Source organism: Enterobacter sp. 186315 (assembly GCF_053290175.1).
On record NZ_JBPTTK010000006.1, the window covers coordinates 1 to 12371 of the forward strand.

At 58.4% G+C, this 12371-nt stretch carries 10 protein-coding genes; 8 read left to right on the top strand and 2 right to left on the bottom strand.

Going from position 1 to position 12371, the window contains the following annotated elements; all coding sequences use genetic code 11:
* Nucleotides 1–260 precede the first annotated feature (260 nt).
* On the bottom strand, nucleotides 261–1844 hold the full coding sequence (locus ACSVHP_RS08630) for a phosphoethanolamine transferase (RefSeq protein ID WP_447551658.1): 1584 nt from the start codon (nucleotides 1842–1844) through the stop codon (nucleotides 261–263).
* A gap of 279 nt (nucleotides 1845–2123) precedes the next feature.
* Nucleotides 2124–2252 (bottom strand): manganase accumulation protein MntS, encoded by a 129-nt coding sequence (mntS, locus tag ACSVHP_RS08635; protein ID WP_234674222.1) that lies wholly within the window; start codon nucleotides 2250–2252, stop codon nucleotides 2124–2126.
* Nucleotides 2253–2435: 183 nt separating this feature from the next.
* On the opposite strand from mntS, the gene mntR reads away from it, so the two are divergent.
* The 8 genes from mntR to ACSVHP_RS08675 all read left to right on the top strand — a co-directional run bounded on the left by mntR (nucleotide 2436) and on the right by ACSVHP_RS08675 (nucleotide 12358).
* A complete protein-coding gene (gene mntR, locus ACSVHP_RS08640; RefSeq protein ID WP_234674223.1) occupies nucleotides 2436–2909 on the top strand; it encodes a manganese-binding transcriptional regulator MntR in 474 nt (157 codons plus the stop codon).
* Nucleotides 2906–4015, top strand: coding sequence for an anion transporter (locus ACSVHP_RS08645; RefSeq protein WP_234674224.1), 1110 nt, complete (start codon nucleotides 2906–2908; stop codon nucleotides 4013–4015). Before mntR ends, ACSVHP_RS08645 begins: the two co-directional genes overlap by 4 nt.
* Nucleotides 4016–4115: 100 nt before the next feature.
* Nucleotides 4116–5210 carry an HlyD family secretion protein gene (locus tag ACSVHP_RS08650; RefSeq protein WP_234674225.1) on the top strand — a complete coding sequence of 365 codons (1095 nt, stop codon included), beginning with the start codon at nucleotides 4116–4118 and terminating at the stop codon, nucleotides 5208–5210.
* On the top strand, nucleotides 5207–6778 hold the full coding sequence (locus ACSVHP_RS08655) for a DHA2 family efflux MFS transporter permease subunit (protein WP_447551659.1): 1572 nt from the start codon (nucleotides 5207–5209) through the stop codon (nucleotides 6776–6778). Before ACSVHP_RS08650 ends, ACSVHP_RS08655 begins: the two co-directional genes overlap by 4 nt.
* Nucleotides 6778–8301 carry an efflux transporter outer membrane subunit gene (locus ACSVHP_RS08660; protein WP_447551660.1) on the top strand — a complete coding sequence of 508 codons (1524 nt, stop codon included), beginning with the start codon at nucleotides 6778–6780 and terminating at the stop codon, nucleotides 8299–8301. Before ACSVHP_RS08655 ends, ACSVHP_RS08660 begins: the two co-directional genes overlap by 1 nt.
* A 106-nt stretch (nucleotides 8302–8407) precedes the next feature.
* Nucleotides 8408–9445 carry an aldo/keto reductase gene (locus tag ACSVHP_RS08665; protein WP_447551661.1) on the top strand — a complete coding sequence of 346 codons (1038 nt, stop codon included), beginning with the start codon at nucleotides 8408–8410 and terminating at the stop codon, nucleotides 9443–9445.
* Between the two features lie 163 nt (nucleotides 9446–9608).
* On the top strand, nucleotides 9609–10985 hold the full coding sequence (locus tag ACSVHP_RS08670; protein WP_447551662.1) for a glycoside hydrolase family 1 protein: 1377 nt from the start codon (nucleotides 9609–9611) through the stop codon (nucleotides 10983–10985).
* Nucleotides 10986–11035: 50 nt separating this feature from the next.
* Nucleotides 11036–12358, top strand: a complete 1323-nt coding sequence (locus ACSVHP_RS08675) for a PTS sugar transporter subunit IIC (protein ID WP_234674230.1) — start codon at nucleotides 11036–11038, stop codon at nucleotides 12356–12358.
* The last annotated feature ends 13 nt before the right edge of the window (nucleotides 12359–12371 follow it).

Here is a 12371-nt window from a genome sequence, read left to right on the forward strand (position 1 = left end):
AAGGAATAAGCTGAGGGAATCGCGAAGCGACGATTTTCTTGCCGGGAGCCCGGGTCGCCAGGGGGGCGGCGGCGAGCCCCCATGGCACGTTCACAAGTGTTGTGGTGACAGAGAAGCAGAGAACGTAAAGTGAACGTAATGACCACCTGAGCCGTATGTTTCCCCTCACCCTAACCCTCTCCCCAAAGGGGCGAGGGAATGATACCGCGCTCAAATTTTATCTGGGGAGCCCTCACCTCGTGGGTGAGGGCAACAGGCCGCTACTTACTCTTAATATCAAACACATCCGTCCCCAGATGGTTATAGTCCACTTTCTGCAACTTAAAGTTGGTGATATACACCGGCGGTCCCTTCTTGCCTGAGATAAACGGATAATCATTCTTTATCTCTTTGGCCGCGATCCCGGTCCACTGGGAGAAGAACTTCAGGAAGTCATTCGCCGAACGGCGCGCTTTCACGATCCGATGCGTTTTGTCATCGCTCGACAGCACCATAAAGGGCACCTGGAAGTTCTGCTGGAACTTGTCATCGTGCGCCAGATACTGCACCTCTTTCCCGCGCTCTTTAAAGGCTAAACCGTGGTCGGAGAAATAGACCATCGAGAAGCTATCCCCGGTGTTGCGCAGCTGGGTATAAAGCTTGCTCAGCAGATCGTCCGTTTGCGTCATGGTGTAGAGATAGCACGAGGTCTCCTTCGACTGCACAAACTCGGCGTACTTGCCGCCGGTCCTGTCACAAGCCTGCGGGTGCGACCCCATCAGATGCAGCACAATCAGCTGCGGCTGGGTGCGCTGAGTCGCAAAGACCTGGGCGGTCATCTTTAGCAGGGCGTCGTCTTTGGTGTTTTTATCGGCTTCAAAGTCACCGTTTTTGAGAAAATGCTCTTCGTCAGCGCGCTTAGCGATACTGGCGATGGCGGTATCGTACTCGCCAATCTGCCCCTGGTTGGAGAACCACCAGGTCTGGAATCCGGCGCGGTTTGCCAGCGTCACAAAGTTATCCTGATACAGCGGCTTGCCGTCTTCCACGCGGTTTAAGGTCAGGCCGAGGGATTTTTGCGTCGAGCCGCTGGCGGCGATGTAATCGGTAAACAGGGTGCCGTTGACCGAGCTGGCGAACGGGGTGTTGTTCCAGTGGCCGCCAAACGCGCCCAGCGCATCGCGACGCGCGCTTTCGCCAATCACCACCACGTAGGTGTGATACTTCGGCTTAACGGCGAGCACGTTCCAGGTGTCTTTCATGTTCGACAGCTCAGCCATGCGCGTCTGCTCGTCCACCACTTCCTGGTTGTTCACTATTACGTCTTTCACGAAGCGGAATACCGGATAGCCCGTGTCTTTCAGCTTAAACACGCCGCCCCAGGCCAGGTTTTGCACCGGCGCGACAAAAAAGGTCGCCACGCTAAACGCCAGGCACAGGCTTTCGATTTTACCCCAGGCTTTTTTCTCCTCGGGTTTGCGGCGCACGGCAATTACGCCCAGCGCAAAGATGAAAAGCCCGACCACGTAGTTGTACCACGGGAAAATGGTGAGGATCTCCGTGGACTCCTCCATGTTGGTGGAGTGCAGCGCCAGCAGGGTATTGAAGTTCGGCGAGCCGTAGGCCTGGCCAAACGGGAAATAGAACGCCGCGATCAGCGAACACACGCCCACCAGCGTTTTCTGCGCCAGCGGCGCGCTTCGCCACAGCAAATGCAGGATGCAGGTGAAGGCGACGGCATATAGAAGGCTAAACGGATAGCCCAGCGCGAAGTTAATCAGCAGCGATTGCAGAAAGTAGAATCCCGTCCACGGGCTTAAGGCCCGGCTGCGGGTAATAAGTGTTTCTTTCAGGGTTACGTTCATAAATCACTATCATGAAAACGCCATGTGCTCACCCTGGCGTCGAGGGTCAAAGCCTGCCTGACAGTGCGTGGAGAGGGAATGTGGGTCCGCTTCAGCGAGCCGCAAATGGTGCAGGGCTGCAAGAAGATAGAGCGAGCGCGTAATAAGGTCAACAGTTGCTAAAGGTATGTTTTGCGAGGGGGACTGCAAATCCGCAAAAAAGATCGGGAATTAGGCGGCCGGAGGCCATTTAATCGGGGGATTGTGACAAGAAAATGAAGCGGCGTACCGCACGCCGCTTTAGTGGGAAGGTTTGTCGTCCTGGTGCGGTTTGTTGTTAAACATATCGCACAGCATATTCAACAACATCAACCGTACTTTGAAGGGAGAATGGCTAAACACGTTCATACACCTCTTGAATTCGTTCATATGACCTCCTGATTTAAGATCCCTTCGATCCGTGAAGGGTGACTGCATTACATACAGATATAGCACAGGCTATATTACATAGCTACGGCTATTTCGTTAATTTTTTGTGCTTGTAGAGCTATGGTTTACAATGTGCGCTCTTGTCACGAGGCGCTGGAAGCGTCACCCCATTGAGGACACACAATGAACCGTCGCGCAGGTAAGCCAACAATAAAAAAAACGACGCAACTGGTTAATGTTGAAGAGCATGTTGAAGGGTTTCGTCAGGTTCGCGAGGCGCATCGGCGTGAATTAATTGATGACTACGTTGAGCTGATTTCGGATCTGATCCGCGAGGTGGGCGAGGCGCGTCAGGTGGACATGGCCGCGCGGCTGGGCGTTTCTCAGCCAACTGTCGCCAAAATGTTAAAACGTCTGGCGTCCGTCGGCCTGATCGAAATGATCCCCTGGCGCGGCGTATTTTTAACGCCAGAGGGGGAAAAGCTGGCGCACGCGAGCCGCGAACGCCACCAGATAGTCGAAAACTTTTTGTTGGTATTAGGCGTGAGTGAGGACATCGCGCGCCGTGATGCCGAAGGCATGGAACATCACGTCAGCGAAGAAACGCTGGCGAAGTTCCACGAGTTCACCCTGAAATACGGTCCTTCTGCTGAATGAACATTCCCGGCTTGCAGGCGCTGAAACGCGATCGCTTCTTTCATCTTTTACTCATTATCGGCGTTGGGCTAAGCCTGTTTGTGCCGTTCGCGCCGCGCACCTGGCCTGCGGCGATCGACTGGCGCACCATTATTACCCTGAGCGGCCTGATGATGCTCACCAAAGGGGTTGAGCTGAGCGGCTATTTTGATGTGCTGGGGCGCAAAATGGTGCGCCGCTTTGCCACCGAGCGCAGGCTGGCGCTGTTTATGGTTTTCTCCGCCGCCGTGCTCTCCACGTTTCTGACCAACGATGTGGCGCTGTTTATCGTCGTGCCGCTGACCCTGACGCTGCGCCGACTTTGTGAAATCCCGGTCACGCGCCTGATCATCTTTGAAGCGCTGGCGGTGAACGCCGGTTCTCTTCTGACCCCCATCGGCAACCCGCAAAACATCCTTCTGTGGGGGCGCTCCGGGCTGTCGTTCGCGGCCTTCACCTGGCAAATGGCGCCGCTGGCGCTGGTGATGATGCTGTCGCTGCTGGCGGTGTGCTGGTTTGCCTTCCCGGATAAAAAACTGCAATACCACAGCGGCGCCACCGGCCCGGAGTGGCAACCGCGTCTGGTCTGGAGCTGCCTCGCGCTCTACATCGTTTTCCTGACGGCGCTGGAGATGAAGCAGGAGCTCATCGGCGTGGCGCTGGTCGCCTGCGGCTTTTTATTCCTCGCCCGGCGCGTTCTGGTCAGCGTTGACTGGACGCTGCTGCTGGTGTTCATGGCGATGTTTATCGACGTGCATCTGCTTATTCAGCTGCCGGTGCTGCAAAACGTGCTTCACAGCGTCAGCGGCCTGTCGCAGGCGGGACTATGGCTCACGGCGATTGGGCTGTCGCAGTTTATCAGCAACGTGCCGTCCACGATTTTACTCCTCAACTACGTGCCGCCATCGGCGCTGCTGGCCTGGGCGGTCAACGTCGGCGGTTTTGGCCTGCTTCCCGGCTCGCTTGCCAACCTGATAGCCCTGCGAATGGCAAACGATCGCCGCATCTGGTGGCGCTTCCACCTCTGGTCTGTACCGATGCTTGTTTGGGCCGCCGCCGTCGGATTCGGACTATTCCTTCTCATATAGTGCGTTATTTGTCAGTTTATCCTGGCAAATGTATAGCAACGTCCTAGCTTTAGTGAACGGCATAGTGTGATGCCGCTCACTGACAGGACCGTTGCTGAACATGGCTGAAGATCAAAACCCGCCTGCTGACGAGCAGGAACAAAACAATAACGAGCGTAAACGCCCGGGCAAAAAACCGCTCATCATCCTCGGTGTCGTGGTGGTGGTGATGGTTATTGTGGCGCTGGTGTGGTGGTTCTTGACCCGCAATGAAGAGACCACCGACGACGCCTTCACCGATGGCGATGTAGTGACGATAGCCCCCAAAGCGGCGGGTTACGTCACCGAGCTTAAAGTGCGCGATAACCAGCGGGTGAAGAAGGGCGACCTGCTGGTGGTGATCGATCCGCGAGATAACACCGCCCAGCGCGATCAGGCCCAGGCACAGCTTGGGCTGGCGATTGCGCAGCTCCATCAGGCGCAGGCGCAGCTGGCGCTCTCGAAGGTGCAGTATCCCGCCCAGCGCGACGAAGCCAAAGCCCAGGTGCTGAAAGCGCAGGCGGACATGGCGAACGCGCAGGCCGAGTACCGCCGCCAGCGCGGCGTCGATCCGCGCGCCACTACCCAACAGAACATTGACTCTGCCAATGCCCAGCTGCGAAGCGCGCAGGCCGGGCTGGCAAGCGCGCAGGCGCAGCTCGAAGTGGCGGAGCAGGTTCAGCTGCAAATCCGCCAGCAGGAAACGAACGTGGAAGCGCGTGAACGTCAGGTCGATCAGGCCAAAGCGCAGCTGGAAACGGCAAACCTTAATCTCTCCTATACCGAAGTTCGCGCCCCGTTTGACGGCTTTGTCACTAAGCGTAACGTCCAGACGGGCACGCTGGTGCAGGCAGGCACCGCGCTGTTCTCGCTGGTCTCGCCCAACATCTGGGTGGTTGCCAACTTCAAAGAGTCGCAGCTTGAGCGCATGAAGCCCGGCAATAAAGTCACGGTATCGGTCGATGCCTGGCCGGACATGGAGCTGGAAGGCCACATCGACAGCATCCAGCAGGGCAGCGGCTCGCGCTTCTCCGCGTTCCCGTCGGAAAACGCCACCGGTAACTTCGTGAAAATCGTGCAGCGCGTGCCGGTGAAGATTGTCATCGACAAAGGGCTGGATCCGAACAAACCGCTGCCGCTGGGGCTGTCGGTTGAACCGAAGGTCACGCTGGAATGACGGATCACAGCCAGGATAACTGGAAACCGGCCAGCAACCCGTGGGCGGTGGCGATTGTCGTGACGCTGGCGGTGTTCATGGAGATCCTCGACACCACCATCGTCAACGTCGCGCTGCCGCACGTGGCCGGGTCGCTCTCGGCCAGCTATGACGAATCCACCTGGGTGTTAACCAGCTACCTGGTGGCAAACGGCATCGTGCTGCCGATTTCGGCCTTTCTGAGCCGGCTGTTTGGCCGCAAGCAGTTCTTCCTGATCTGCATCGTGATGTTCACCATCTGTTCGTTCCTGTGCGGCATCGCCACCGAGCTGTGGCAGATCATCTTGTTCCGCATCATGCAGGGCTTCTTCGGCGGCGGTTTGCAGCCGACGCAGCAGTCGGTGCTGCTCGATTACTTTAAGCCGGAGGATCGGGGCAAAGCCTTTGGCCTGTCGTCGATCGCGATTATCGTTGCCCCCGTGCTGGGGCCGACACTTGGCGGGTGGATCACCGATAACTACTCCTGGCGCTGGGTGTTCTTTATCAACATTCCGGTGGGGATCGTGACGGTGCTGGCGATTTACCAGCTGCTGGAAGATCCGCCGTGGGAGAGCAAATCGAAAGATAAACTCTCGGTTGACTGGACCGGGATCGGCCTGATCGCGCTGGGGCTGGGCTGCCTTCAGGTGATGCTCGACCGGGGCGAAGACGAAGACTGGTTTAATTCGAACTTTACCCGCACCTTCGCGGTATTAACGCTGATCGGGATTATTGGCGCGATTTACTGGCTGCTGTACGCCAAAAAACCGGTGGTCGATCTGCACTGCATGAAGGACCGAAACTTTGCGGTTTCCAGCCTGCTGATGGCGGGGATGGCAATGATCCTGTACGGCAGCTCGGTGGTGATCCCGCAGCTGGCGCAGCAGGATTTAGGCTATACCGCGACCTGGTCCGGGATGGTGCTCTCGCCCGGCGCGGTGCTGATTGTCCTGACCATCCCGCTGGTGCTGAAGCTGATGCCGGTGGTGCAGACGCGCTGGATCATCGCCTTTGGCTTTACCTGTCTGGCGGTGTCGTTCTTCTGGTCCCGCAACCTGACGCCGGATATCGATTTTGAAACCCTGGTGCTATTCCGCAGCGCCCAGTCGATTGGCCTCGGGTTCCTGTTTGTGCCGCTCACCACCATCGCTTTTATTTCGATCCCGCGAAGGCTGAATGCCGATGCGGCAGCGCTGTTCACCATGTTCCGCAACGTGGCGGGGTCGATTGGGATTTCGCTCTCGACGGCGGCCATTACCGAACGCTCTCAGGCGCATAGCGCGCATCTGGCCTATCACGCCACGCCGTTTAACGAGCAGTTCCAGCAGGCGATACGCGAAAGCGCCCAGGCTATCCAGAACTTCACCACGCAGGTGGGCGATCCCACCGGCATTGCCACCGGGCGCATGTACCAGACCATGATCGAGCAGTCGCGTTTTCTGGCCTACATCGACGTCTTCACCCTGTTGAGCGCGGTGGCCTTTTTACTGATCCCGTTTTGTTTGTTGCTCTCGCCGGTTAAGAGCGAGGGGAGTGCAGGAGCACACTGATGATACACAGACGTTTACACCCTCTGATGATAATGATGCTGCTGGTGGGCTGCGCCGTGGGGCCGGATTACCAGCAGCCTGCGCCGCAAACGCCCACCCAGTGGAACGATAAAGGCGATAGCGCGGTGAAATCGCAAACCACCTCCGCCGCCACTAACCCGCGCTGGTGGAAAACCTTCGGTTCGCCGCAGCTCGACAGCCTGGTAGAGCGCGCCATCGCCGGGAACTTATCCCTGCAACAAACGGTGCTGCGCATCGCCGGGGCGCGTGAACAGATCAACCAGGCGGGCGGGGCGTTTTTCCCGTCGGTGAATGGAAACGTGCAGGCCACGCGCCAGCAGCTTGGGCTGGAAGGGGAGCTGAAATCCCACGGCGTGTATGACCAGCTCGATAACGTCGACCCGGAACTTAAAGGGGCGTTAGGGCCATTGACGCAGCCGATCAATCTGTATCAGGGCAGCTTTGATGCCCAGTGGGAGCTCGACCTGTGGGGCAAGGTGCGCCGTCAGGTGGAGGCCGCCGAAGCCCAGCAGCGAGCGGCCATTGAGCAGCGCAACGACGCGCTGGTGTCCCTTGAGGCCGAAGTGGCGCGCGCGTGGCTCCAGCTGCGCGGTGCCCAGAGCATTATCGCCACCCTGAATACCCAGATTGAGAGCGCGCAGCAGACGCTGGAGCTAACGCAAAGCCGCCAGCGCGGCGGGCTTTCGCCGCAGCTCGACGTCGAAAACGCGCGCGCCCAGCTGGGTAATCTTGAAGCGCAGCTGCCGCAGTATCAGGCGCAGGAGAGACAGGCGATGAACGGGCTGGCGATCCTGCTCGGCAAACCGCCGGGCGCGCTGGACGCCGAGCTACAGTCCGCGCAGCCAATGCCCGCGCTGCCGAATATCGTGCAGACGGGGATCCCTTCTACCCTGGCGCGCCGCCGTCCTGACGTGCGTGAAGCGGAGGCAAATCTCCACGCCGCGACGGCGCAGATCGGTGTGTCGGTGGCGCAGCTGTTCCCGAGCGTTACCCTGTCCGGCCAGTTCGGCCTGCGCAACAGCGATACCAACTGGCTGACCGACTGGAGCAGCCACTTCTACAGCTTTGGCCCGCAGGTCTCTATTCCCATCTTCCAGGGCGGTCGCCTGGTGTCGAGCGTGAAGGTGGCGCGCGCGCAGCAGGGGGCGGCGGTGCTGGACTACCGTCAGACCGTGCTGACCGCGCTCGGGGATGTGGAAAACGCGCTGGTGAGCTATCGCACCGATCAGCAGCGTGAAGCGGGTCTGGCGAAGACCATCGACGCGCTGCAAAACGCCTTCGACCTGGCGAGCGACAGCTACCGGCAGGGGATCGCAACCTTTATCGACGTGCTGGACGCCCAGCGGCAGCTGGCGCAGGCCCAGCAGCAGCGCGCTCAGGCGCAGGTGCAGAGCGCAATCGACCTTGTGGCGCTCTACAAGGCGCTTGGCGGCGGCTGGGAGCCGTATCAGCAGGTGCAGCTTCCGGATTACAGCGTCTTTGGCGACGCCCCGCGCGGATAACATTCAGAGGATTGGGCAAGAAACGGACAGGAACGCCACATTCGCGATAGCTATGGGGCGGGTATAACTGTCGGGTACCCATCTCACGACATGCGAGGAAAGTGTTATGCGTTATCAAAAACTGGGCAATACCGGTCTGTTTGTTTCTGAACTGTGCCTCGGCACCATGACCTTTGGCGGAGAAGGCGGCATGTGGGGCAAAATTGGTCAGCTGCGACAGAGCGAATCCGAGCAGCTGGTAGGCCGCGCGCTCGACGCTGGGATCAACTTTATCGATACGGCGGACGTTTACTCGGAAGGGCGCTCGGAAGAGATCCTGGGGCAGGCGCTGAAAAACCTGAAGGTGCCGCGCGAAAACGTCGTCGTGGCCACTAAAGTGTTCGGCGAAACCGGCACCGCCGGGGTGAACTCGCGCGGCAGCTCGCGCTATCACATCGTCAGCAGCGTGAAGGAGAGCCTGCGCCGTTTGCAGCTCGACCATATCGATCTCTATCAGCTCCACGGGTTTGATCCCGCCACGCCGATTGAAGAAACGCTGTACGCGCTGGATAACCTGGTGCAGCACGGCCACGTGCGCTATATCGGCGTGTCGAACTGGGCGGCCTGGCAAATCATGAAGGCGTTGGGCATGTCCGAGCGGCTCGGGCTGGCGCGTTTTGCCTCGTTACAGGCTTACTACACCATCGCCGGGCGCGATCTGGAGCGCGAGCTGGTGCCGATGATGCAGAGCGAAGGCGTCGGCCTGATGGTCTGGAGCCCGCTGGCGGGCGGCCTGCTCAGCGGAAAATATGGCCGCGACGGGCAGGGCGAGGCGGGCAGCCGCCGTCTGGAATTTGACTTCCCGCCGTTAGAAAAAGAGCGCGCGTTCGACTGCGTGGACGTGATGCGCACGATAGCCGAGAGCAAAGGCGCGTCGGTGGCGCAGATCGCGCTGGCGTGGCTGCTGCATCAAAAAGCGGTGACCAGCGTGATCATCGGCGCTAAGCGCGTGGATCAGCTGGACGACAACATCGCCGCCACCGGTATTCGCCTGAGCGAAGATGAGCTTAAACGGCTGGACGCGGTCAGCGCGCTGCCGCGAGAATATCCGGGCTGGATGCTGGAACGTCAGGGCGAATATCGCCGCAATCAGCTCGCACAGTAATACCCTCTCTTCCCCCGGTAACAATCCGCTTACCGGGGCGACCTCCCCTGGTCATTAATTCAACCCATCTCACAAAAACAGATCCTTTCCTTTGATTGAATTTTCAACTTCGCCTATATGACTAGTCATGAAATTTAAATGACTAGTCATATAGGGAGAGGCCATGAAGCAACAACTGCCAGCCAACTTTTTATGGGGAAACTCCGTTTCCAGTATGCAGACTGAAGGCGCGTGGAACGAGGGCGGAAAAGGGATGTCGGTGTACGACATTCGCGAAGCCGGAGAACATGCCTCAGACTGGAGAGTTGCCACCGACTCGTATCACCGCTACCGGGAAGACTTTGATTTAATGCAGGATCTGGGCATGAACTGCTACCGCTTTCAGATCTCCTGGAGCCGCGTTTGCCCGCTGGGCGACGGCGAATTCAACGAAGAGGGCATCGCCTTCTACGACCGCTTTATCGACGACCTGATTGCCCGCGGTATCGAGCCGATGGTCTGTCTCTACCACTTCGACATGCCGCTGGCGCTGGCGCAGGAGTACAACGGCTTTAACGATCGCCGGGTGATGGACGCCTTTATCCGCTACGGCAAAAAGATGATCGACCGCTTCGGCGATCGCGTGAAGTACTGGTTAACCTTCAACGAGCAGAACATCTTCCACATGCCGGAGGCGTTTCGCATCTCCGGCTACATGAAAGGGGAGAAGACCCTGCGCGAGCTGTATGAGCTTCAGCACCATTCGATGGTGGCGCATATGGCCCTGACGGAATACCTGCACCAGACCAAACCGGGCCAGCTGATGGGCGGGATGCTGGCGCACCAGCTTATCTATCCTGCCACCTGCAAGCCGCGGGATATCTTCTGCGCCCAGCAGTACGACGAATTCCTCAATCAGAACCTGCTGCGCGTCTTCGCCGGACAGGGCTATAGCCCGGCGGTGATGGCGGTGGTGGAGCAGGAGGGCTTCGGCGATATCTACCGTCCGGAAGATTTAGCCCTGCTGGCGCGCACCAAAAATGACTATATGGCGTTTAGCTATTACGCCAGTAAAACGCTGGACAGCGATGCGATCCCGGACGGGACGCCGGTGAACTATTACCTGCTGCACGGTGAGAAAAACAACCCGCACCTGAAGGCGACCGAGTGGAACTGGCAGATCGACCCGCTCGGTTTTCGCACCATCATCACCCGCTATTACAACGACTGGCGTCTGCCGGTCTTCCCGATTGAAAACGGTATCGGGGTGATCGAATCCTGGGACGGGGTCAACCCGATTGAGGACACCTACCGCATCGACTATCACCGGGCGCATATCGAAGCCATGAAGGCGGCGATGTTCGAAGACGGGGCCGAGGTGATCGGCTATCTCGGCTGGGGGCTGATCGACATTCTTAGCTCCCAGGGCGATATGCGTAAGCGCTACGGCGTGGTGTACGTGAACCGTGAAAACCACGATCTGCGTGACCTGAAGCGCGTGCCGAAAAAGAGCTATGCGTGGTTGAAACAGGTAATCCATACCAACGGACGCGAGATGTAAGTTGTACGCTGCCGGGCCGTTTTTGTGACTGATGAATGGGAATATCCGCTATGTCTGAAGCAAAAATTACACCGAATATGCAGTCCTTAGTTGACCGATTTGTTGATTTTTCAGCGCGCCTGGCAAACCAGGTACACCTTCGCTCGCTGCGTGACGCCTTCGCCACGGTGATGCCCATCTTTATCCTCGCCGGATTAGCGGTGCTGGTGAACAACGTGGTCTTTCCGTGGATTTTTCACGGCGACACGCTGGCGCAGTTCAAGGTCTGGGGCGAGGCGATCGTCAACGGCACGCTGAATATCGCCGCGCTGCTGCTGGCCCCGATGATCGCCTGGTCGCTGGCGCGCAACAAAGAGTTCGACAACCCGGTTTCGGCAGTGGTCATCGCCGTCAGCAGCTTCATTATTATGATGCCGATGCGCCTGCAACTTACCCCCGTCGGCAGTGATACCACGGTGAACGTGACGCAGGTGCTGACCTTCACCAACATCGGCTCGACCGGGATTTTCGCGGGCGTGCTGATTGGCCTGCTCTCGACGGAAATTTTTATCGCTATCTCGCGCCTGAAGGTGCTGAAAATCTCGCTGGGGGAAAACGTGCCCCCGGCGGTGAGTCAGTCCTTCACCGCGCTGATACCGACCATCCTCACGCTTTCGCTTTTCGCCGTGCTGGCGGCGGTGCTCTCTGTCGTGCTGCACACGGATCTGATCCATCTCATCACGACCTTTATTCAGCAACCGCTGCGGCTGATAAACACCAGCCTGCCGGGGACGATTTTCATCTATAGCTTCGGGAATTTCCTGTTTACGCTGGGGATCCACCAGTCGGTGGTGAACAGCGTGGTGCTGGAACCTTTCCTGCTGATCAACACTAATGAGAACATGCTGGCCTTTGCCAACGGTCAGCCGATCCCGCATATCATCAACAATATCTTCGTCCCGACCTTCGGCATGGTGGGCGGCACGGGCAGCACCATTTCGCTGCTTATCGCCATCTTTATCTTCTCCCGGCAGCAGTCGGCGAAGCAGGTGGCGCGGCTCTCGCTGGCGCCCGGTTTATTCAATATCAACGAGCCGGTGATTTTTGGCCTGCCGATTGTTTTCAACCTGCCGCTGATGATCCCGTTTGTCCTGTTGCCCGCAATCGGTATTTACTTTGCCTGGCTCTGTACTACGCTCGGATTAATGTCGCGCTGCGTGGTGATGATCCCGTGGACGACGCCGCCCATTCTCAGCGCCTGGCTCGCCACCGCCGGGGACTGGCGGGCGGTGGTGGTGCAGTTGGCAATCATCATATTTGGTGTATTCTTCTACCTGCCTTTCCTCAAGATTGCCGAGCGAGTGGCCTTGAGAAATAGCGGGACAGAACATTAACGAAAGGACAGGA